General features: G+C 42.8%; 13 protein-coding genes. 7 read left to right on the top strand and 6 right to left on the bottom strand.

Annotated features, from left to right (window positions below; all coding sequences use genetic code 11):
* Nucleotides 1-9 precede the first annotated feature (9 nt).
* From GO816_RS06950 to GO816_RS06940, 4 genes are all read right to left on the bottom strand, one after another.
* Entirely contained in the window at nt 10-3,492 is a 3,483-nt protein-coding gene (locus tag GO816_RS06950; RefSeq protein WP_157540627.1) for a PAS domain S-box protein, read from the bottom strand.
* A gap of 133 nt (nt 3,493-3,625) precedes the next feature.
* A complete protein-coding gene (locus GO816_RS06945) occupies nt 3,626-6,421 on the bottom strand; it encodes a hypothetical protein (protein ID WP_157540626.1) in 2,796 nt (931 codons plus the stop codon).
* Between the two features lie 117 nt (nt 6,422-6,538).
* On the bottom strand, nt 6,539-6,664 hold the full coding sequence (locus GO816_RS18890) for a hypothetical protein (RefSeq protein WP_262884859.1): 126 nt from the start codon (nt 6,662-6,664) through the stop codon (nt 6,539-6,541).
* A 57-nt stretch (nt 6,665-6,721) separates the two neighbouring features.
* Entirely contained in the window at nt 6,722-7,405 is a 684-nt protein-coding gene (locus GO816_RS06940) for a PAS domain-containing protein (RefSeq protein ID WP_157540625.1), read from the bottom strand.
* Nucleotides 7,406-7,689: 284 nt separating this feature from the next.
* On the opposite strand from GO816_RS06940, the gene GO816_RS06935 reads away from it, so the two are divergent.
* From GO816_RS06935 to sov, 3 genes are all read left to right on the top strand, one after another.
* Complete coding sequence (locus tag GO816_RS06935) at nt 7,690-9,990, top strand: NADP-dependent malic enzyme (protein WP_157540624.1); 2,301 nt, start codon at nt 7,690-7,692, stop codon at nt 9,988-9,990.
* 155 nt (nt 9,991-10,145) lie between these two features.
* Complete coding sequence (ruvA, locus tag GO816_RS06930) at nt 10,146-10,730, top strand: Holliday junction branch migration protein RuvA (protein ID WP_157540623.1); 585 nt, start codon at nt 10,146-10,148, stop codon at nt 10,728-10,730.
* Nucleotides 10,731-10,799: 69 nt separating this feature from the next.
* Entirely contained in the window at nt 10,800-17,783 is a 6,984-nt protein-coding gene (gene sov / locus GO816_RS06925) for a T9SS outer membrane translocon Sov/SprA (protein ID WP_157540622.1), read from the top strand.
* 69 nt (nt 17,784-17,852) lie between these two features.
* Here the strand turns inward: sov and GO816_RS06920 are convergent, their stop codons facing one another.
* Nucleotides 17,853-19,436 (bottom strand): sensor histidine kinase, encoded by a 1,584-nt coding sequence (locus GO816_RS06920; protein ID WP_157540621.1) that lies wholly within the window; start codon nt 19,434-19,436, stop codon nt 17,853-17,855.
* 82 nt (nt 19,437-19,518) lie between these two features.
* Nucleotides 19,519-20,112 carry a DUF4202 domain-containing protein gene (locus GO816_RS06915; RefSeq protein ID WP_157540620.1) on the bottom strand — a complete coding sequence of 198 codons (594 nt, stop codon included), beginning with the start codon at nt 20,110-20,112 and terminating at the stop codon, nt 19,519-19,521.
* Between the two features lie 268 nt (nt 20,113-20,380).
* On the opposite strand from GO816_RS06915, the gene GO816_RS06910 reads away from it, so the two are divergent.
* The 4 genes from GO816_RS06910 to GO816_RS06895 all read left to right on the top strand — a co-directional run bounded on the left by GO816_RS06910 (nt 20,381) and on the right by GO816_RS06895 (nt 25,430).
* A complete protein-coding gene (locus tag GO816_RS06910; RefSeq protein WP_157540619.1) occupies nt 20,381-21,070 on the top strand; it encodes a Crp/Fnr family transcriptional regulator in 690 nt (229 codons plus the stop codon).
* A gap of 66 nt (nt 21,071-21,136) precedes the next feature.
* On the top strand, nt 21,137-21,973 hold the full coding sequence (locus GO816_RS18695) for a glycine-rich domain-containing protein (protein ID WP_198171437.1): 837 nt from the start codon (nt 21,137-21,139) through the stop codon (nt 21,971-21,973).
* Nucleotides 21,974-22,057: 84 nt separating this feature from the next.
* Nucleotides 22,058-24,154 (top strand): phosphate acetyltransferase, encoded by a 2,097-nt coding sequence (gene pta / locus GO816_RS06900; protein WP_157540618.1) that lies wholly within the window; start codon nt 22,058-22,060, stop codon nt 24,152-24,154.
* 76 nt (nt 24,155-24,230) lie between these two features.
* On the top strand, nt 24,231-25,430 hold the full coding sequence (locus GO816_RS06895; protein ID WP_157540617.1) for an acetate/propionate family kinase: 1,200 nt from the start codon (nt 24,231-24,233) through the stop codon (nt 25,428-25,430).
* Nucleotides 25,431-25,492 lie beyond the last annotated feature (62 nt).

Genomic DNA, 25,492 nt, shown 5'->3' with positions numbered 1-25,492 from the left:
TGCCCTGGCTTAAGCTAAGGGCAAGCTAAAGTAAAATGTAGAACCTGCACCAGCTTCGCTTTCTGCCCAAATTTTGCCGTCATGTCGGGTTACAATTTCGGCGCATAAGTATAGCCCAATGCCAAAGCCCGAAATGGTTTGTGTTTGCTTGTTATCTACCCGGTAATAGCGCTCAAATAACTTATCCAAATCCTGCGTTTTTATGCCGATGCCCTGGTCTTTAATGCTAATACGTGCTACACCATCAGCTACCTGGCAACCTACTTCAATATAAGTGTTACGTGGAGAGTACTTAATTGCGTTGCTTAACAAATTTGATATAACAGTTCCTATTTTTTCCTTATCTGCATTAACATTAAGGCTATCACATTGTAGCAAGCTTATACTGTGGCTAGAGGTGGTAAGCTGTGTTTCTTCAACCATATCATGCACTAAAGTAGCCAAATCAAAAATCTGCTTATCTAAATGGATCTTTCCTGATTCTAACCTCGAAACATTGAGGAAGCCATTAATCATGGTAGTCATCTTTCTAACCTGAATGGTTACCTTATCCAATGCATTTGTAGTGAAGCTATCACTGCTGTTACGAGCCTTTGCATGCAACATTTGAACGTAAGCACTTAATGATGTGAGCGGCGTTTTAAGCTCGTGGCTTACCATACCTATAAAATCATTTTTACGCTGCTCATCCTGCTTTTGCTCAGTAATATCAATAATTACGCCCGAAAAGTAGGTTACACCGCTTTTGTTATCATCATTTAACCGGCCCGATGCTCTAATCCAACGTATCTTCTTGTCGTGGTGCCCAATTACGGGGTGTTCAATATTATATACCTCACCATCAGCAATTGCCTTGGCAACTGCCTTTTCAACCAAAGCACGGTGTTCATCGGGTATACAGTTAACTGCATCAGCGTAATCAACCACATCATCGGCATAAAAGCCAAACAGCTCTTTCATCCTACCCGATACCCTGAACTCTCGGGAGTTGATATCCAAATACCATGTGCCTACCCTTGCAGCCTCTACAGATAAGCGCAACATCTCTTCGGCCTGTTCAACAGTGTTGCGCGCCCTTACCTGCTCTGTAATTTCGTTAGCAACTACCATTATGCTAAAGGTATTGCCGTTATTATCCTTTATAGGATGATATACATAGTTAAAGTAGCATTCTTCTAAAACACCGCCGCGTACTAATAGTACTTTTGCTTCATCTCCTGAGTAAGGAACACCGCTTTCATAAACGTTTTGCAAAAGCTCTATATAGGCCTGCCCTTCCAACTCCGGAAGGGCAATATGCAATGGCAGATTCAATATAGCCTTATCTTTACCCCAAACCTCCAGCAACTTATTATTAGCTGCTTCAACAATAAGGTCTTGACCGGTAATTATACCAATGGCTACAGGCGCATCAGCCACCATATAGCGTATACGAGCTTCACTTTCTGCCAGCTGAGCAATAGTGCGCTGCAAATTTTCCTGAGTATGCGCTAACTCTTCGTTAGTGGTCACCAATTCTTCATTAGCGGCTGCTACTTCCTCGTTAGTTGCCGTCAGCTCCTCGTTTAATGATTGCTGTTCGCTATAGCTCTTCTCCAGTAATAGCCGGTTCTCTACTGTTTCTGTAATATCTTCGGCCGCTACAATTATACCCGTAACGTTACCATCGCCATCAAAAACAGGATCATAATAAAAGCTTACGTATTTTTTTACAGCCCCTTGTGGCGTATCAAGAAGAAAAGCTTCCTCCTCTTGCCCATAGGATGTACCGGTATTATAAACGCGGGTTAACAATTCGGGAAATGGCTGGCCTTCCAGTTCAGGAAGTACATCAAGCAGCCTTTTGCCGGTTACTTCCTCTATACTTTTTCCCCATAATTTAACTAACTGCTGATTGGCAACGTCAATAACCCAATCACGACCACGTAATATCATCAAGGCATAATGGGCCGACATTACCAGGTTGCGTAAGCTGTGTTCACTTTGCTCAATTGCCTTGCGTGCCTCAACCTGCGCTGTAACATCAACAGCCGATTGAACAATGCCTTTTATTTCGCCGTTTTCGTATAACGGCCGGTATGATACATTAAAAAAGCCGCGTGACTGCTGCCCGTTACGCTTTAATACTACCGGTTGCTCATGACCTTTCCATTCAATGCCGGTTTTGAGGACCTCATTCAGTTTATCAACTATAGATTGCCCAATAAGCTCGGGAATTACTTCCAGCAGGGGCTTGCCTTTGACATCCGCCGTACGGTCTATCATATCAAGCATAGGCTGGTTAAAAATATCAAACAGCAACTGCGGGCCACGCAGTACAAGCATAGCCACGGCCGATTGTTCAACCAACTGCCTGAACCTTGATTCGCTCTCACTAAGAGCAAGGGTACGACTGCTGATGCGATCTTCCAATTCATCATTTAAATCGGCCAGATTTTGCTGAGATTTATGCAACTCATCATTAGTAGCACCCAGTTCTTCATTAGCTGCAGCAAGCTCTTCGTTTAAAGCCTGCTCGCGTTGCAAGGCTGTGCTTAAACTAAAGTTGTATCCGTTATTAAGTATGATCCCTGCATAATTGCCAACAGATGCTAGGAAATGTTCGTAGTCACTATCCAGCTTTTTCCTGGGCGACACGCCTAACACCAAACTTCCTTTAACATTAGCCTCGCCCCCGCTTATAGGTACAACGTACGCCTCACGGCAAGCTTCGTTCCATTCACTTAGTATAGGTACTGCTAAAACTTCAAGGTTTTCTATATGCTCAGGGTTACTGCTAATAATCACCTTCTCAACCGCGGCATCAAATACTTGTTGGTTAAGCGGCATGTTAATACTCTTAACTGATTGTTCGGCCTCGGGTACGTTGATATTGCCTGACAGCTGAAGTTTGTAAAACGGAATATCACTACTGCAAGTATTTAAAATTTGCTGCACTAACGCGAGGCTTTCCTGCATATCATGCGCAATGTTAACAGCATGCTGCAGGCTTTGCAAAATCTTATTACGCCTGTCGTTGATTACCTTGTAGGTGGTTTCAATAACTGCGTTGAATATACCCTCAACAACACCTTCTTCATTAATTATGGGCGACAGGGTGTAGTCAAAATAACATTCTTCGGTATAGCCATAACGGTGCATTAGTAATAATGCATCAGGCTTGCGTATGGACTGCCCTTTGTATAATACACCTTCAAATTCACTGTTTAAGCCATCCCAAATTTCGGCCCAGGCAACTGCACCGGGTTTGCCTAAAGTCCAGGGGTGTTTATCTCCTGGGATAGAGCTGTATGCATCGTTATAAAGTAATATAAATTGAGGTCCCCAATATATAGCAATTGGAAACCCAGAATTAAGACTAATACTGATTGCCTGCTTTAAACTTTCGGGCCAGGCATCGGGCATTCCTAACGGATGGTTAGACCAGTCAGTTGAGCGCAATAGCTTGCCCGTCTGGCCTCCGCCATGCAAGAATGTGGTAGAATCATTCACGATAGTAATATTAGAATAAATTGGCTAACCGCAAAATAGTATTAATAAACTTAACGCGAAACCCTTAAAATGGTTGGTGTCTCTAATAAATTTTAACCCTTAATTAATAAGATTAAATGCGGTTTGCCAGTAATTATTTATTAATTTTTATTGATGATGTTTGTACACCAACATTACCCTGCAAATCGGCACCTTCAATATTAATAGTATAGCTGCCCACGTTATCAGCAGTGTAAAAGGTAATTTTAGCTTTGCCGTCTTTACCGGTCACAATGTTAGGCTCCCAGTGCACTGTCGACCTAATATCAGTCATATCAGCAACAGCACCCGCCTTGTATTTTGGTGCATAAAACACTTTAGGAAGTGCAAATGGCATAGGCCGGTAAACGTAGGTACCAACCGCCTTTTTCATAAAAGGCCCGCTGCCGCTGCGTGTGGTAACCTCAATAAAGCAATGCTCAAACGGAATAGCTAAGGGGTTTTTGGATGCAATAAACGCCGAAAAGTAGTTTAACGAATACTTTGAGCTCGACATCACCTCAATTCCCTTAATTTCCTCGGCATCATAATAGTCCAGGTACTGATCATAATATTGATAGCGTGACAAGCCACCATCGGGATTAAAAAAGAAGTCAATTTCGACTCCATCAATAATTAAGTGAAGCAGGTTACTATTGATCACGTATTCCTTGTTGAAGTTTCTCAAGGTTTTGAGATAAAAGCCTTTTACCCTTTTTTCGAGCAGTTGCCGCAAAGCGGTTCGGCCCGATCGTTTTAACTCTTCCTCGTCTATAACCACATCAGACCCGCCCGCACCATTTAGATTTTTTGAACCCTTAATTACCTTTTTTGCTTTTACCTCTACCGCTTTTAACACATTGCCTTGCGTAACGCGGTTCTGCTCTTCTTTAAGTTGCTTTTGTTTATTCTTTAAGCGCAACTGTGCGGTATCAATATTCACATACCATGGCACAAGCCTGCCCACCGGATCCTTAAAAACGGGTGGCATAAACTCTTCCATTTCAATACCTACGTTAAAGCTTTTGCCGCGTTTATTTTTTGCCTGCAAAAAATAAACTGCCGTATCAGACGGGTATATGCCGTTAAACATAAATATGCCTTTATCGTTAGACGTTGTATCGGTAATTAAAAATGGCTTTTTTGAAAACAGGGTAATACCTGAATTTGACACAGGTTTATTGAATGCGTTGGTTACCTTACCACGTATAGAAAACTGCTGCTCAGCATTAAACGCCATTGGTGCTGCAGGTTTAAAATAATTATCCCATTTATAACCTACCCACCCATGCACCATAAGTAATTGATCGGTATGCTGCCATTTAAGTGCATCCGCGGCGGGATTAGTATAATACCCGGAGTCTTCAATAACACCGTTTAAATTTGAGGCGAGGTATAAATAGCTGTTGATACGATTGGCAGCAAGCGTATCTATCTTAACCTGATTATCATCAGTCACAGCCAAAGAAAATGATCCTATAACCGGGTTGCCTTCTTTATCCCTTACCTCCATTTGCAAAGCAACACTGTCTCTGCGCCCGTAAGCCGGCTTTGAAGCAGATAACCTTATTTTAAGCTGATCGGCATGATCTATATAAATCATACGTTCGCTTAAAACTGTCTTTCTGACATCAAGCAACATGAAGCGCGTAATACCCGTAGGCAACAGATTTTTTGCGATGTAGAGTTTTGTTGGATCGGCCAGCAATTTGAACGATGCCCCGTAGCAAACCATGCCACGTGCCTGCGCAATTAAGTAATACGTTCGGCCAATAATTAATGAATCGGCAGAACCATTAATTACTACTTCGCACGAGTCGGCTTTGTAAGGATTATTTACCCGTAAACTAAGCCCTTTAGCGGCAACAGCAGGCAAACTAAAGCTTTTGAATAATACACCATCAGTTTGAACCCTGGCAGTATAAACCTCATTTGCAGCGGGAGTAAAATCAAAAACACCCATACCTTTATGTGTTGATGCAAATGAAGCAACTTCCTCCATTTTTTTGTTAAAAACCTTTCCGCTTACATTTGTGCTTAAACCGTTTTCGGTAACTGCTTTAAATGCAACATGGGCAGGTATACCTGCAACCAGATTCCCTCCCTCGGGCATAAACTGCAAATCAATATTTTGCTTACGGTTTAGCATCAGTGGCATCTCCAAAACACGGTTGCCCACATTTTTGCGCATGTCTTTAAGGCTTAATGATAAATTTTGGGCATTAACCTTATCTAGCAAATTGAAGTTAACATCCATTTCACCCGCAAGGTCGGTTTGCACCTCGCTCCGAAGCAACGTACGTTTTCCATCACTAAGCCGCAGCTGCATCTCTCTTACACGTACCGGGTCTTTGTCTAATTGGTTAACCAACAATTTAAGCCGCACGTTATCTTTACCATTTAAGCTTGTAGTTGCGGCGTTATAATTTACCAGCCAGCTATCGGCAGTAGCGGCACCCGATACGTAGAAGTGTTTTTGAAATGCTGCATCCTCACCAAAGTTGCGCATCCAGTTAGTGTAGGCCCTTAAAGTATATCCGCCTTGCGGCACATCCTCCGGCTGCAGCACAATGCTACCATAAGTTAAGCCCATGTAAACCGGCAACATAACGCGCTTAACCAATCTATTGCTATCACTGGCCAATTCAACGTATAACAAACCACTTTTAGTTGATGAGCTAAGCGATGCTTCGTTTAACAAATAGCCTTTAAACCACAGGGTATCACCGGCCTGGTAAGATTGCTTATCGGTTTGGAGGTATAATTTTTCAATAGCAAGTTTTTCGGTAGTTGAATTTACTGTTGTAATTACGCTATTAAGGTAAGCCCGCGTTGGCGATTGCGCAAAGCAATTACCGCAAATGATTAAACCGGTAATAAGAACATACCAGGTTATTAAACATTTTAGCATAAGGAGGTAGATTAGGTTAGCGAAAATAAAGTTAGAGTTTATTATTCTAACTTTCAAAACATCGGCAATAACATGCGTGCCATGCTAACACGTTGGCTTAGCCCTTACTAGCACCTATCAAAAACAAACCTGTGCGTTTATTCTTTTTACAGTTTCGTCAAGCTCATTGGCCGAAGTTTCTAGATAGTTTATAAGCTCAGGCAATGCTGCATCATCATTCACATTAGCTTTAACCATGGGCATAAGGCCAAGCATGTTACATAACGGCCGCCTTATTTCATGCGAGTTTAGCCATGCAATTTAATTTAGTTTCTCATTTTGTGCCTCCAGGCGCAAACCATAGTTCTTTCGCACGTCAATGTCCTGCATTGCACCCAGCATTCGCACAGGCTCACCATTATCATCTAATATCAGGTATCCTCTATCGGCAACATATTTATATGCACCATCGGCGCATAAATAGCGATACTCGGCATTCCATTTTCGTTCCTTTAGCTGCAGTACTGTTTTAAAACTTTTTATAGTTGCCTTTCTATCATCTTCATGTATACGGTTCATATTCCAAAAGGCATTTTCAACCGGTAATTCGTCATTACTGGTAAAGCCAAATACTTCCCGGTATCCGCTTAGCCATTTCAGCTTATTATTCGCTATATCATAATCCCAAATTACATCATTGGTTGCCTTCATTACATATTCATAAGTATTAAGCAAGTGCCTTAGCCTGCCTTCACTTTCTGTAAGTTGGCGGTTTAATATGGTTTGCCGCGCCAGCAACTGGCTGTAATAGTTAGCTACTATGTAAACAAGGCTTATTACACTTACAAATAAAAATAATGTGTTTTTAACCACCAATGCCAAATCAAACCCGGCAAAGTAATCATGTAACTGCAATTGGTCAATTAACCATGTGCCGCCAACCAGCCATAATAAACCGGCGGCAACATATCCAAGCATCAGCTTTAAAACAAACTTTTTATCCATCGGTATAGTAGTAACTACATTTACCTAATATAAGCAACAATACTTATTCATAAAAAATATTATACACGCTTTATACCGACTCAATTTGATGAACAATTGCGTCAACATAATATTCAACAGCCGAATAAAATTTGGGCACTTACAGTTAATGTAGAAAAATTAAATAACGCCTTTAATATTTACGCAACCAAAACCTGCGTTTGCTGCTAACTTCATAATATTGAGGTAATATGCAGCATGTTAAAAAGGAATCGTAATTTTGCCAACCTGAAAATTCGAGAAGAATGAGCACAACCAACAACAATAATAATGCTAAACGCCGTCAGGATGCTTTAAGCTACCATGCTAAAGGCCGCCCCGGTAAAATACAGGTGGTTCCAACAAAACCAACTAATTCACAGCGCGATTTAACCATGGCATACTCTCCGGGTGTGGCCGAGCCCTGCCGCGAGATTGCCAAGAATACCGACGACGTTTATAAGTACACTGCCAAAGGTAATTTGGTGGCCGTAATAAGCAACGGTACCGCAGTATTAGGTTTAGGCGACATTGGCCCCGAAGCCAGTAAACCGGTAATGGAAGGCAAAGGCCTGTTGTTTAAAATATATGCCGATATTGACGTATTTGACCTAGAGTTGAATACCAAGAACGTTGACGAGTTTGTAAACATTGTAAAAGCGTTGGAGCCTACCTTTGGTGGTGTAAACCTCGAGGATATTTCGGCACCAACCTGTTTTGAAATTGAGCGCAGGCTAAAAGCGGAAATGAACATTCCGGTTATGCACGATGACCAGCATGGCACGGCTATAATTTCAGGCGCTGCGCTGATGAATGCATGCGAAATTCAAGGCAAAAAGCTCAGCGAGATAAAACTGGTTATCAACGGAGCCGGTGCTGCTGCAGTATCATGTACTAAAATGTATTTGCAGTTAGGTGTAAAAAAAGAAAACCTTATCATGTTTGATATTAATGGTTTGATTACGCCTAACCGTACCGACCTTGATGAAATACGCCTGGAGTTTGCCACGCACCGTACCGATGTAAGCAATCTTACCGAAGGCATGAAAGGCGCTGATGTTTTCATCGGACTATCTGCAGGTAATGTGGTAACTGCAGAAATGCTGCAAGGCATGGCACCTAACCCTATTGTGTTTGCAATGGCCAATCCAGAGCCTGAAGTTACCTATGATATTGCCGTAGCAGCCCGCAAGGATATTATTATGGCTACCGGCCGTAGTGATTATCCAAACCAGGTTAATAACGTTTTAGGATTTCCTTACATTTTCCGTGGTGCATTAGACGTGCGCGCTACTGCAATTAACGAGGAAATGAAAATTGCCGCAGTACATGCCATTGCCGAACTTACCCGTAAACCTGTTCCGGAAGAGGTTAACTTGGCTTATAACACCACCAACCTGCGTTTTGGTAAAGATTACATCATCCCAAAACCAATGGATCAGCGCCTTATTGTAGAGGTATCGGCCGCGGTGGCCAAGGCTGCAATGGAATCAGGCGTGGCCCGTACCGAAATTACTGATTGGGCCGAATATGCTGAGAAGTTACATGGCCGCATAGGAAGCGATAACAAGCTGATGCGTAACCTAAGCGGTAAAGCCAAGCAAGATCCTAAACGTGTGGTTTTTGCCGAGGCTGATAATTATAAGATATTACGTGCTGCCCAAATAGTTAAAGACGAAGGTATTGCCATTCCAATTTTGTTGGGCAACACCGAAAAAATTCAGAAGATAATTGCCGATCACAAACTTGATTTGGGTGACGTAAAAATCATTAATACCCTGCTGCCATGTGACCGCCAGGATGAATACGCACAGCACTTGTACCAAAAGCGCCAGCGCCGCGGTATAACGCTTTATGAGGCTAAAAAAATGATGCGCGACCGTAACTACTATGGTGCAAGCATGGTTGAATTTGGTGATGCCGATGCCTTAATTTCAGGTTTAACCAAAAATTATGTATCAACTGTAAAACCTGCCCTGCAAATTATTGGTACTGCCGATGGTGTTAGCCGTGTAGCGGGTATGTACATGATGATCACTAAAAAAGGTCCGCTATTTTTTGCTGACACTACAGTTAACGTAAACCCAAGCGTACAGGATTTGGTTGATATTACTGTACTGGTAGAGGAATCAGTTAAACAGTTTAACATCAGCCCGCGTATAGCAATGCTATCTTATTCAAACTTTGGTTCGAATGATGGAGACGTGCCTGATAAAACACGCGAGGCCGTTAAGATTTTGCACAAGCAATACCCTGATATGGTTGTTGACGGTGAAATGCAGGCTAACTTTGCCATGAACCCGGCGTTGTTAGAAGACAACTTTCCGTTTTCAACCTTAAACGGCAAGGCTGCTAATACCTTAATTTTCCCTAACCTTGAGTCGGGCAATATTGCTTACAAGCTTTTACAGGAAGTTGGCGGAGCCGAGGCTGTTGGGCCAATTTTGCTAGGCCTTAAAAAGCCGGTACACGTGTTGCAATTAGGCAGCTCGGTTCGTGAAATTGTAAACATGATTACCATTGCAGTGGTTGATGCACAGCAAAAAGCTAAGGACGGCGCTTTATAAGCTTCCGCTAGTTTAGCACTTATATTTATTATCAATTTAAAGTCATTTAGGCCTATCCGCAAGATAGGCCTAAATCTTTTTTACAAGCCCGCCGTATAAGCGTATGTTTTATTATTTTTAACGAAAAATAATAAACACACACTTATTGATTATACATGTACGCATACATTGATGGCAAGTTGGCTTTTAAAAGCCCAGCCTATGTGGTGATTGATGCTGGCGGGGTAGGCTATCACATAAACATCTCATTAAACACCTTCTCAAAACTGGGCGATGCCGAACGCTGCAAGCTATTTGTTTGGCTGCATGTTAAGGAAGATGGCCATACGCTTTACGGCTTTGCCGATGAAAGTGAAAAACGCTTGTTTCTTCATTTAATTTCGGTATCGGGAATTGGTCCTAACACCGGGCGCATGATGTTGTCGTCCATTACGCCCGAAGAAATACAAACAGCTATAGTAAAAGGTAACGTTACCCAAATACAACGCATAAAGGGTATAGGCCCTAAATCGGCCCAACGGGTAATACTGGAGCTACAGGATAAATTACGCAAAGAAGGACCGGATACGCTTATAAGCATGCCGGCCAACAATACAGTTAAAGATGAAGCGCTTTCTGCACTGGTTATGCTGGGTTTTGCCCGTAACGCAGCCGAGAAGGTACTCGACGCAGAAATAGGTAAAAACACCGAAACTTTAACGGTGGAACAACTAATTAAATCGGCTCTCAAAAGTTTATAATTACAGCTTTTAATACCATTGGTAAGCTCGGTAAACAAATTTGCTGCAAGTGTTTTAGTGGGATTGTTGATGTTAACCTGTGGCGGGATAAGGCCTCTTTTTGCCCAGGTTAAGCCTAAATCTAAAGATTCACTTACCATTAAGGTTCCTTATAAAAAGCCGCAATCACGCAACGCTCGTGTTAGGCAGGGAGATTTCATGCCCGATCCGCCAAACCTTGAGCGGGTTATACAGTACGATGCAGCTACCAACCGTTATGTGCTTATTGAAAAGGTGGGTAACCTTATGTACCGGGCACCACGGTATTTAACTTTTACCGAGTACCTGCAGCTTACCCAACAACAAAACCGCCGCGAATATTTTCGTGAGCTGGCTGATAAATATGCTTATGACTCGCAACAACCGGGCTTTATACCGCAAATAAAGGTACGCAGCCGTACGTTTGAGCAAATATTTGGCAGTAATACTATTGATATCCGTCCGCAGGGGTCAGCTCAGCTGATATTTGCAGGGCAGGTAAACAGCAACCAAAACCCGCTGTTTAACACCCGCCAGCGCAAGCAATTCAATTTTAATTTTGATCAGCGCATCCAAATGAACATTACGGGTGCCATTGGTGATAAGCTTAAACTGGCTACCAACTATAATACTGATGCTCAGTTTCAGTTTGAAAACCAGGTTAAGTTAGATTATACCGGCCGCCCCGATGAAATTATCCAGAAAATAGAAGCCGGTACCGTAAGTATGCCGCTTAATACGTCGTTAATTCGTGGCAGCCAGGCCTTATTTGGTTTAAAAACCAAAATGAAGTTTGGCAAGCTGGATGTTACCAGTATTTTTTCGCAGCAGCGCTCGCAGGCTAAAACTATTACTATAACCAACGGCTCACAGCAAGGAGAGTTCAGGCTTACTCCGGCCGATTATGAAGCTAATCGTCACTTTTTCCTGGCGCAGTACTTCAGAGATAATTATAACAAAGCGCTTGCTAATATTCCTATTATCAGCTCAAACGTTACGGTAACGCGTGTAGAGGTTTGGACTACCAACCGTACCAATTCTACTACCGATTCGCGCGATATTATAGGTTTACTCGATCTGGGCGAAAACCGCCCTTACAATACTGTGCGCATTCAAGGTGGTACTTCGGGCTTACCGGCGGGCTTCATTGGCCCGGGGTTTACGCAGCAATCAAACAATTTGCTTCAAAACCTGCAAGCTTTACCCAATCAAGGCCGTTTAACCAACTCAAATGACGTTGCCACATTCTTTCAGGCTACCGGCGCTACCGATAACTACGTAAAGCTGCCTTATGCACGTAAACTTACCACGCGCGAATATACCCTGCATCCACAATTAGGTTATATATCGCTTAACTACCCATTGAACAACGATGAGGTGCTGGCCGTAGCTTATCGTTACACTTATAACGGCCGGGAATACCAGGTAGGCGAATTTTCAAACGATATACCGGTTGATGCAGTAAACCCTAAGGCACTTTATGTAAAGATGCTGAAGAATGAGATACTGAAAACCAACCTGCCCACCTGGGACCTGATGATGAAAAACATTTACTCATTAGGTGCTTACCAGGTTAGCCCGGTAAATTTTAGAATGACCATTGCCCGGGTTGACGACCAATCGAACATTGAAAAGCCACTGCTTACTGAAGGTGATACAACCGTACGCGGCAAACTTTGGCTGCAGCTTACCAACCTTGATAATCTTAACCAGCAAAATGATAAGCGACCAGATGGTTACTTTGACTTTTTGGAAGGCATAACCATTGATTCGCAAAACGGGCGCATTATGTTCCCAACCATTGAGCCTTTTGGCAGCGATTTGGCTCGGCGGTTGTCAAACAGCCCTAACCTGCAAAGCCGCTATGTTTACCAGCCGCTGTATGACTCGGTACGTACCATTGCTCAACAATATTTTCCGCAGCTCAACCGCTATGTAATCAGGGGTACTTATACATCACAATCCGGATCAGAGTATCAGTTAAATGCAGTAAACATTCCTCAAGGGTCGGTAGTGGTTAACGCGGGGGCATTACGCCTACAGGAGGGTGCCGATTTCACGGTTGATTACAGCATTGGCCGCATACGTATCCTCAACCAATCGTTGCTATCATCAGGTCAACCCATTACCGTCAACATCGAAAATAATGAGCTTTTTGGCGTACAGCAAAAAACGCTATATGGGTCGAGGTTTGATTATAGGGCCAACTCCAAGCTTAATTTAGGTGCCACCATTATGCACCTGTCTGAGCAGCCCCTCACTCAAAAGCAAATTATTGGCGAAGAGTCGGTTTCAAATACCATTGCTGGTTTTGACGTCAATTATAGTTCTGAGTCACGCTGGTTAACCCGCATTATTGACCGTTTGCCTCTAATCAACACCAAAGTTCCGTCATACATCAATTTTTCGGGCGAGTTCGCCCAGTTAATGCCGGGCAGCCCCCGCGCGATAAACTTTGCAGGATCAAAAAACGGAACGTCATATCTGGACGATTTCGAAAGCAGCCAATCAGTAATCGATCTTAAAAGTGCACTTGGCTGGCAAATATCAGGAACGCCGCAACTGTTCAACGAATCGCGGTTGTTTAATGATTTAAGTTACGGTTATAACCGCGCCCGTTTAGCTTTTTACAACATCGACCCCATATTTTATACATCAACCGCCCAATTCAATTTAACACGCGCCGATTTATCAAACCATTACGTGCGCCAGGTACTTGAAACCGAAGTACTACCCTACCGGCAGTCGGTAACGGGGCAGCCGTTAATTTTACCAACTCTTGATTTAGCTTTTTACCCAAATACACGCGGTCAGTACAATTATACCACAACGGGCATCAATCCCGATGGTACGCTGCAAAATCCACGCAACCGTTGGGGTGGCATGTTCCGTAAGCTGGAGACCAATGATTTTGAATCGCTCAACGTTCAGTATATTGAATTTTGGATGATGGATCCATTCATTTATAAACCTAACTCGCAAGGGGGGGATTTATATTTAAACCTTGGAAGCATATCTGAAGATATTTTGAAAGACGGGCGTAAGTCTGTAGAGAACGGCCTACCCCCTGATGGCAGCGCTACCGGAACCGACGAAACCGTTTGGGGACGCGTACCACGCCTGCAACCCGTAATTAATGCTTTTGACAATAACCCTGATGCACGCCGGCTGCAGGATATAGGCTTAGACGGCTTGAATGATGCCGGTGAGCAAACTAAATTTTCTGGCTTTGTACAGCAATTAAGGTCTCAGTTAAGCCCGGCAGCAGCCAATGCACTGGCGGCCGACCCTTCTTCAGATAATTACCAGTACTATCAGGGCCCACAACTAGATCAATCACGTGCCGGCATCTTACAGCGCTACAGCAAATACAACGGAACTGAGGGCAACTCTAAAACAGCCGAGCAGTCACAAGCCGAACTTGGCGTATCTACCTCGGCCTCCACATCTTTTCCTGACGGGGAAGATTTGAACAGAGATAACAGCATGAGCCAGGCCGACGAGTATTTTCAATACAAAGTATCCATTCGCCCGCAGGATATGGTAATTGGTCAAAACTTTATTAACGACCGTGTTACCGCACAAGTACGTTTGCCTGATGGTACCACACAAAGTGTAAACTGGTATCAATTCAGAGTTCCAATTGCTGGTTATAACTCGCGCGAGGGAAATATTCAGGATTTTAAGGCCATACGTTACATGCGTATGTTTATGACCAACTTTGCCGACACCGCCGTTTTGCGTATGGGTACCCTTCAACTGGTGAGGGGCGAATGGCGTGGTTATAACGTGGAAAACAATGCTACCAAAGTTATTGCCGACCCTGCGCTCATCAATCCACCTTTAGATGCTTCGGTACTGAATGTACAGGCAGTGAACCTGGAGGCTAACGGCAATCGTTCGCCAATACCTTATGTGCTGCCTCCGGGCATTGAGCGCCAGCGTGACTATAATAATCTCCGTACTGATACGCGCCTTAATGAGCAATCATTATCTTTAAATGTTACCAACCTGCGTAACGGTTACTCGCGTGCTGCATACCGCACGTTTTATAATGACTTACGCTCATACAAACGTTTACAACTGTTTGTACATGCCGAAGGCGAACAGCTGAATGATAATGACCTGAGCGCTTTTATACGTTTAGGTGTTGATTACCAGGATAGCTACTATGAGTACGAGGTTCCGCTGAAAATTACCCGCCCCGGCACGTCAGATCCCGGCGCTATATGGCCTGCCGCCAATAACATGGATATTGAGCTGGCAGCACTCACCCGCGCTAAGCTTGCGCGCGACAACGCCATTGCAGCCGGACAGCTTGCATCAATAAATATTCCTTTTACGGTAACCGATGGTAACAATAAAATAACCATTAAAGGCCAGCCCGATTTAAGCCGCTTGCGGGCTATTATGCTGGGTATACGTAACCCATACAGGCAAGCGGGCGGGTTTGATAAGAATGCCATTGTGTGGTTTAACGAGTTACGCCTTACAGATTTTGACCAGCGTGGTGGCTGGGCTGCAACCGCACGTCTTAACGCAAAACTTGCCGACTTTGCCGACATTACCTTGGCTGGCAGCAAAACCACCATTGGTTTTGGATCAATTGAGCAGCGCGTAAGCGAGCGTAGCCGTCATGACAGCCACACTTTTGATATGGCCGGCAGTTTAGAGCTAGGTAAGTTTTTCCCTGCAAAAACAGGTATGCGCATACCAATGTATGTAAACGTATCGCAACAGGTAGCTATGCCGCAGTTTAACCCGGCACAACCAGATGTTGAGTTAAAGACTGCTATTGCTAATGCGCCAACACAGGAGAAAAAAGATGAGATAAAACGGGTAGCGCAAGATTATACCATGCGCAAAAGCATAAACTTTACCAACGTACACAAATCAAAATCAAACCAGGCAGCACCGGCCAAATTGTGGGATGTAGAAAACCTCAACGCTACATATGCTTACTCTGAGTATGAGCACCATGACTTCATTACCGAAAACGATGTTCAAAAGATATACAAGGTTGCCCTAGCTTACAATTATCTTAACCAGGCAAAGTATTATACGCCTTTAGAAAAAGTAATAAAAAACAACATGCTGAACCTGTTGCGTGATTTCAACTTCAGCATTCTTCCGTCGAGGTTAAATTTTGCCATTAGTTTTGACAGATTTTATTCAGAAAATACCCTGCGTAACAACGACCCTAATAATTACCTGCCTATACCTACCACAACGTTTAACAAAAACTTTAACGTTACACGTGTTTATGGTATAGGCTGGAATTTAACCAAATCATTGCAAATGGATATTGATGCCACCAACCTTGGTGTTATTGATGAGCCTGCCGGTCGTATAAACGGAATGAAGCGTGATACGCTTTGGGAAAACCTTAAACGTTTAGGCCGTACCACCAACTATAATCACACCATTAACTTTAACTATACATTACCTATAAGTAAAATACCGGGGTTTGATTGGGTAAGTGCCATTGCACGTTACAGCACCAACTTTAACTGGCAAACCCAACCTAAATTTGCTATTGACAATGCAGCTTATGATGTCGGCAATACCATACAAAACTCACGTTCGGTTCAACTTAACCCTACGCTTAACCTGAGCAATTTGTATAATAAGTTTAGTGCCATACGTAAGTTTAATAATACCGATGCTAAAGGTGGCGGCAAGTTTTTAGTGAACTTGCTAACCAGCGTAAAAAACCTGGGCGCAACGTATACGCGTACACAAGGCACATTTTTACCCGGATATTTGCCAACAACCGGCTTTGGCGGGCAGGATTTCAGCGCAAATGCGCCGGGTATAGGATTTTTATTAGGCAGCCAGGCCGATTTACGTTCAAGAGCCGTTGCTAACGGATGGCTCAGCCGCGATACGTTGCAAAATCAATTATACACAACTACGCTTAATGAGGATATGCACCTGCGCAGTACCATAAGGCCAATACCCGATTTAAATATAGAACTTACCGCCTTCCGCACGCGCGATCGTAATTTTCAAACTAATTATAAATTTAATCCGGCCAATAATAATTTTGAAGACCAAAGCCCCATAACATCCGGCACATACAGTGTATCGTTCCTTTCAATAGGTACCGCGTTTAGCCGAGACAGGGGACTGAATAATAACTCTGCGGCATTTCAACAACTTTTAAACAACAGGCAAATTATATCGCAGCGGTTAGCCGCACAAAACAGCAACGCCACAGGTGCTGGTACCAACGGCTATGCCGATGGGTACGGACCTAACCAGCAAGATGTACTGGTAAATTCATTTTTAACCGCTTATGCCGGTAAAGACGCAGGCAAATCGGGGCTAAATTCTTTCCCGCAAATACCCATTCCAAACTGGCAAATTACCTATAACGGATTAAGCCGCGTAAGCTGGCTTAAAGACTTTTTTGATTCTTTTGATTTACGTCACGGTTATCGCTCAACCTACAGTGTAAACAGCTATAACTCCCTCATCCGCTACCGCGAAGTAAATGGCGCATCTGTTGAGCGCGATGTAAATAATGATTTCTTACCGTTTTATCAGTTTACCCAGGTAACGCTTTTTGAACAGTTTGTGCCGCTTGTAGGCGTTGATGTACGTTTTAAAAACAGCATGACGCTTAGCGCCGAATACCGCAACAGTCGTACCCTTAGCTTAAGCGTACTTAACAGCCAGTTGGCGCAGCAAAATGAGAATATAATGGTGGTAGGTTTTGGTTATCGTACCCGCAATTTCCATTTCCCGTTTGGCTTGTTCAGCAACTTTAAGCTCAATAATGATTTGAACTTTAAGTTTGACTTTGCCCTGCGCGATAATAAAATTGTGATTTACCGCGCTGATGTAGAAACCGCGGAGATTTCATCAGGAGCTAAGAATATCACCATCCGACCTTCAATTGATTATGTAATTAACCAGCGCTTTAACTTCAATATATTTTACGATTCAAATATTACCCGCCCTTATACTTCACAAACATTCAATACTGCCTTTACCAATTTTGGTATAAATCTTAAACTTTTGTTACAGTAGTGGCGATTTAAAAGTTCGTGCATTACATCATACGTTGTGAAAGCTACGGATATAAGTTAATATAGCGTCTTACCCGGCCTGAGCAGCAAGCCATTGTTTAGCCTCACTAAGGCTGTCAAAAAATTGCGCGGTAACCTTCCCCATAGTAATATCGATGCTTTTATGTGCCGAGAGCCTGCTAAAGGTACTTGGAGAATAAATCCAGGCAAAATGTTTAAGCCCAGCTTCCTGCATTGCCGGAAACCAGTATTCGCCGCCCCAATCAGCCGCTTCAGACCAGTTTCCTAACACATGTGTGTTATCATTCAAAACCTTTGCGCACTTGTTTTTCCTTAACAGATCGAGCATAATGAGGCAACCTTTTTTTACTGAGTCATAATTTTGATAACCTAACCAATTAACATCAAGCCAGTGCATTTGCTCGTTGTAGTTAATGGTTATGAAGTTGCCTTTGTAAAAGGTTTGGTTGTCGGTATCTATATCTATAAAGTACTGTTTGCCGTTAAGCGGTAATAAAAAATAAAACGTAGATCCCTTTCCTGCTTCACTCTCAATCCATAAACTACCGTTATGCCTTTTAATAATCTCGGCAGCTATGTACAATCCTAACCCCAAACCCTGAAAGCGCATGTAACTATTATCAGCACGGTAGTACCGGTCAAATATGCGGTTGAGGTTTTCTTCGTTTATCCCTATACCAAAATCCTGCACAGATACTACCAGATTATCATGCTGTACTGATGAGCGTATTACAACCTTATTTGCATCGGGCGAATATTTGATGGCATTTGAAATCAGGTTATTAATCACCTGTTCTATACGCCCCTGGTCGCCAGTTATGGTAACGGCATCATTTTGCTCAAGTAATAGTTGATGATCACCGGCGGTTGATTGCAATAAAGAGATGGTGTCTTGCAGCACGGCAGAAAAGTCAAAGCTTTCTTTATTGTATACCATCTTTCCTGCATGTATTTTTGATACATCAAGCAAGTCGGCAATGAGCCTTTCAAGGCGCTTGAGTTGTCCTGCTGCCCGGTCAACAAATTGAAATACCTTTTCGGCCGGATCGGCCATTCGTTTACTTAAGTCAATAAGCGCCTTTGCACTTGTTAACGGCGTACGCAATTCATGACTGGCTATGCTTAAAAACTCGTCTTTTGCAGCTTCGGTCTCCTTTTGCTCGTGTATATCTATGATGGTGCCAAACCACTGTATAGTTTGCCCCTGAGCATTACTTATGGGCAAAGCCCTTGCCTGATGCCAGCGAAACGAATTATCACTTGCACGCTTTAACCGGTATTGTATTTCATAAGCATTACCGGTTTCTATGGCTATTTGCCAGGCTCTTGTAGTAGCATCCAGGTCATCGGCAAACACAATATGAACCCAACCGTCACTTAACGCCTCGGCAGTGGTTTGCCCGCAATACGCTGTGTAGCCTTTATTTACAAAGTCAACAAATCCGTCGGGCTGTGCAGTCCACACCATTACAGGTAAGTAATCAGCCACTGTACGCAGCATCATCTGGTCAGTAAAAACATTACTGCTGCTGTTTTCCTGTTGCGATTCCAACAGGGCAATACGCTCCGTTAAAAGCTTTCGTTCTGCTTTTAAAAACTCAATTTCCTTTAACAGTTGGCTATGCTCGGTCAAAATGGGTAATGCTTATAATTACAACCAACAAAGTAACTATAATTAGCGAGCTGTGTTTACAATTAAGAAAAATTTAATTCAATTAAGACATTTTAACCAGTGCCTGTTGCACTAATCTGAATCCTCCTGCACTATAGTCAAGTTGTAATGCAAAATGGTGTCCATGCGCATCCATCTTTAATAATGATTTGTAAAGGATATTGATCATTTTCTCGGGCTCATTCTCATATTTTAACCTAAAATCGTCATACTGGTACTGCAAGAAAACCAGGCATAAGGCATTTTCCATGGTTTGTACATCAGTATCAACCTTAATACGCTTTTTGAGTACAATTTGCACTACACGTTCTATATCTGTATCGTTGTAGCCTGCCTTCATCAATAATTTACCAGCTACCGCAGCGTGATGTAAAGCTAAATCCTTACGCCATTTTAAATATGCGTCACGTCCTTCGGGGTATGATTCGCGCGGTATTTCCCACCTGCCTATGTGCTGGCATCGCGAAGCTAAAATTAATTCATTGCTAGCATCAGCATCAAGCTTTATTATCCAATCATATAATTTGAGCGCGTAAAAATATTCTTGCGGATAACTTTTGCCATCGTTATTTAACACACGCGGATCTTGCTGGTTATAGCTATCAAAAAGCTGCAATGCAGCCTGCAACTTACTCATTATGCAAAGTAGCACCTTTGGCTCACTTTGCGAAATAAACAATTTTACCAGGGAATACAGTATGGCGACGCTCAAACATCTATTTACTTTTAATTATACACTTTTGAAGACAGAAACCATCAAAATCAACTCTCAAATGCAAAATACATTACAAAAGGGCATCTATTTTATATACATGCAACATTTTAATGCGTTTAAACATTATTTTTGTCATTTAATTAGACATAGTTTAATAACAAACTCTAATTTATAGTACTAAAGCGCAATAATGAAAAAAAATAAAGCCACTTGTGACGCAAACTCTTGTTTTATGTGTCAAAATTGCATTGAGGAATGGCGTCCGGCTATATGCGCTAACAAAACCAATTACAAATTAAGAAAAGGCGAGCTAATTTTCAAGGAAGGTGACCCTGTTACGGGCATATACTTTGTTTACAGCGGAAACGTAAAGGTTTATAAAAAATGGGATGCTGATAAGGAACTGATTTTACGTTTTGCTAAGGATGGTGCTATTTTAGGTCATAGGGGTATTGGCGACGATTTAATTTATCCTATATCGGCATCAGCACTTGAAGACTCGGTGGTTTGCTATATAGATATGAAGTTTTTTGAAAGTACGCTAAAGGTAAACAACCAACTTACTTTCCAATTGGTAAACTTTTTTGCAAACGAGCTTCGCGTGTCAGAACGCCGTATGCGCAACCTAGCACACATGCCGGTAAAAGGCCGGGTAGCCGATGCGCTGTTGAAATTACAAGCTCAGTTTGGCAAAACCGATAGTGGTTTAATAAACATTAACCTAAGCCGGCAAGACCTTGCCTCGTACGCAGGAGCAACCTACGAAACCGTTTTTAGGGTAATTAATGAATTGGTAAATGAAAATTGCATAAGCTTAACCGGCAAAAGCATAGCCATTGTTAATACTGATGCGCTCACTGAACTTACCAAATCAGCATAAGTAATTTACTGACATCAGAGAATGTGAAAGTTTCTTAATACCTTTCGGCAAAGGTCATGATAAATTATGATGACAGAAACCGAACAAACCTTATGGCGCAAGATTGAGAATTTTAATCTTGACGATGATGAAAGCAGTTCTAATTTTACGGCCCGGCTGTCACGCGAGAACGGCTGGAGCAGCACTTACACTAAACGCGTAATTGAGGAATATAAGAAGTTTATTTTCCTTTGCTGTATATCACCAACAGGTGTTACCCCGTCTGACGCCGTTGACCAGGCCTGGCACCTGCACCTCACTTACACACGTTCATATTGGGTTGATTTTTGCCGCGACACTTTGGGACAGGACGTTCACCATAACCCTACCAAAGGTGGCATTGCCGAAGCTGAGAAGTTCGACAGTTACTACACACAATCTTTTAAGCTTTACGAAAATAAATTTGATACTCAGCCTCCTGCAGATATATGGCTGGATAATGAAAGCCGCTTTTCAGATATTAATTTTCAGCGGATAAATGTTAGCCAGTACAAGCCGGTTAAGCGCTCTACCATTAGCAAAATGCAGTTTTTACTGTTCGTATTTGTATTCATAGCTCTTTGCTTCATTATACCTTACATTATCAGCAATTTTGATGATCTAAAGATTCCTCTATTTTTTTGTGGGATACTTTTATTTATAAGCATAAGTATTTACGCTACTGAAAAACGCCAACGCCAAAATGAAAATTCGGCAGGAGGGTGTGGTGACAGCGATGATTCGTCATGTGGTAATGATTTGCATAGTGGACATAGCCACGAAGCGCATGGACATAGTGATAGCGGACATGGTTGCAGCAGTGGCTGCTCGGGCTGTTCATCATCTGGATGCAGCGGTTGTGGAGGAGGCTGCGGAGGCGATTAAGCCAAATCAAATAGCAATTGCACAAGAACTATTAGCTACTATATTTGTCAAGTAAGCTATTGGCTTACTAACACATCTGCCTGTATGATAAAAACCGTTTTTATTACCAGTACCGAGCCGTACAGCGGCAAATCCATCGTATCTCTTGGCCTTATAAACATGTTGTTGGGCAAGGCTCAAAAAATAGGCTACTTTAAACCCATTGTAAGCCGGCCGGCTACCCAGCACAAAAGTGATCATATACAAACCGTACTAAGCTACTTTGATTTGCCTATTACGTATGATGAGGCACATGCTTTCAGCTGGCAGGAAGCTATGCGCCAGTCAGAAACAGGCAGCCAGGGCGAAATGATTGATACTGTTATTCGCAAATACAAACAGCTGGAAGACAAATACGATTTTACTGTTATTGAAGGTACCGATTATCAGGGTGAAGGTTCGGCGTTTGAATTTGAGGTAAATGCCTCCATTGCCAAAAATCTGGGCGCACCGGTTATTGCCGTAATATCTGGCGAGAACAAAACCACGGCTCAAATCGCCAATTCGGCCATTACAATGGTGCGCAATTTTGAAGCTCGCGAAATACAGGTGCTTGCTGTTATTGCCAATAAAATAAGTGAAGAACAAACAGACGACGTACGCGAACTACTTGCTGCCCAACTTCCTGATGATGTAATTGTTGCTATAATACCAGCCATGCGGGCCTTACAGGCACCTACCATGAAGGAGATTTGTGAAAGCTTGAATGCAACCCTCTTATTTGGCGAAGAACGCTTGAGCAATCAGGTGGATAATTTTGTTACTGGTGCCATGCAGGTGCCTAATTTTTTAAACTACATTAAAGATAACCTGCTAATTATTACGCCGGGCGACAGAGGAGATATCATAATCGCCGCTTTACAGGCTAACCTATCTACCAGCTATCCGCAAATTGCTGGCATAGTTTTAACTGCCGATACGATACCGGAAGAGCCTATTATAAGGCTGATACAGGGTTTGCAAACTGTTGTACCTATTATAGCGGTTAAAACCGGCACCTTTCAAACCACTACCGAAATTGGCAATATACGCTCGAAAATTACTGCCGATAATACCAAGAAAATACAATTGGCTATTGACGTATTTAATAAATACGTTGATGTAGCCAAGCTCGATCAGCAGATTGTGACTTTCAAACCAAGCGGAGGCATTACGCCGCGCATGTTCCAGTATCAAATTACAAATTGGGCAAAAAGCCAAAAGAAACATATTGTGTTGCCTGAGGGAAACGATGAACGCATTTTAAGAGCCACGGCTCGCTTAGTTAGCCAGGATATAGTAACGCTTACCCTGCTGGGTAACCCCGATGATATTACTGCTAACATTAAGCGCCTTGGACTTAACCTTGATGTGAGCAAAATAAACGTTGTTAACCCGGCTGCTTCTGAATATTACCAGGACTATGTAAACACGCTTTACGAGCTTCGTAAGAACAAGAATGTAAACATGGAAATGGCTACCGACATGATGACCGACGTATCGTACTTCGGCACTATGATGGTTTATAAAGGCCATGCTGATGGTATGGTATCAGGCGCGGTGCATACCACGCAGCACACCATTCGTCCGGCATTGCAGTTTGTTAAAACCAAGCCAGGCATTTCAGTGGTTTCGTCGGTATTTTTCATGTGTTTACCTGATCGTGTTTCGGTATTTGGCGATTGTGCCGTTAACCCCAACCCTACCGCCGAGCAACTGGCCGAAATTGCTATATCATCAGCCGAAAGCAGTCAGCGATTTGGTATTGAACCGCGTATTGCCATGCTATCTTACTCATCAGGCACCTCCGGCGAGGGCGAAGATGTAGAGAAAGTGCGCCGCGCTACCGAAATAGTGAAAACCAAGCGCCCCGACCTTAAAGTTGAAGGACCAATACAATACGATGCCGCAGTTGACCCAATTGTGGGTAAAAGTAAACTTCCCGGCTCTGAGGTTGCCGGTCAGGCCAGTGTACTTATCTTTCCAGACTTAAACACCGGCAACAACACTTATAAAGCCGTTCAGCGCGAAACGGGTGCTTTGGCCATTGGTCCTATGTTGCAAGGCTTAAACAAACCGGTGAATGACTTGAGCAGAGGTTGTACGGTAGACGATATTTTTAATACCGTAATAATTACGGCCATTCAGGCACAACAAGATTAGCTTTAGTTCATAGTTGATGATTAATTGACTATGATAATTCAATAAACTATGGTCTATTGACCATAAATAAAATCACATGAACATCTTTGTAGTTAATTCGGGCAGCAGCTCTATCAAATATCAATTGTTTAAGATGCCAACTAACACGCCAGTATGCAGCGGATTGGTAGAGCGCATTGGCTTGAGCAACCCAACCATAACCCACAAGGTTTTTGTTGATGGCGAGGAGAAAGTGATTAAACTTACCCCTGAAGAACTGCCCGACCATGAAGCCGGACTTAAAGAAGTAAACACTTTGCTTACCGAAGGCGAACTTGCCGTTATACAAGACCCTGCCGACATTCAGGTAGTTGGACATCGCATTGTGCATGGCGGTGAGCGTTTTACCACCACTACTATTATTGATGCCAAGGTAAAAGAGGAACTGAAAGGCACTTTTCAATTAGCACCATTACATAATCCGGCCAGTTATTTAGGTATTGAGGTAGCCGAAAAAATATTTGTTAACGCTACGCAAATAGGTGTTTTTGATACGGCATTTCATCAAACTTTACCCCCAAAGGCGTATCGTTTCGCTATACCAAACTCATATTATACAGATTTTAACATACGCACTTACGGCTTTCATGGCACCAGCCATAAGTATGTGACTGAACAAGCTGCCGACTACTTGGGTAAGGTTGAGAGCAAACTCATCAGCATACACCTGGGCAATGGCTGTAGTATGGCTGCTGTTAACAATGGCCAGTCGGTTGATACCAGTATGGGCTTTGGTCCGTTGAGCGGGCTAATTATGGGCACACGCTCGGGCGATATTGATGCAACGGTGGTATTTTACTTAGTTAACCAATTAGGCTATGACATTGAACAGGTGAGCAACCTGCTTAATAAGCGCAGCGGCATGCTGGGCCTTACCGGCCATAGTGATATGCGTGATATTACTGCAGCCATTGAACAAGGCGACGAGCAGGCCAAATTAGCTTACAACCTGTATGCCTATCGCATTAAAAAGTACATTGGCTCATATACTGCTGTTTTAAACGGACTTGACGCCATCATTTTCACAGCCGGCGTTGGAGAAAACGACGCCCTGATACGCGAGCTGATTTGTACCGATTTAGAGTATTTAGGAATTGAACTGGACACTACAGCAAACAGCACCCGCTCTAAAGGCATTCGTGAAATTAGTACGGCAAAGTCGAAGGTTAAAGTTTTAATTGTGCCAACAAATGAGGAGTTGGAGATTGCTCAGCAGTGCTATGGATTAGTAAGTTAGTACTTAAAACAAAGAAGCCGTACAGTTTCCATGCACGGCTTCTTTGTTTATTGATTTTCAGT

This window comes from Mucilaginibacter aquatilis (assembly GCF_009755275.1).
GTDB classification, from domain to species: domain Bacteria; phylum Bacteroidota; class Bacteroidia; order Sphingobacteriales; family Sphingobacteriaceae; genus Mucilaginibacter; species Mucilaginibacter aquatilis.
Note: the sequence above shows the minus strand (reverse complement) of the source record. Positions and strands in the feature narration are given on the sequence as shown.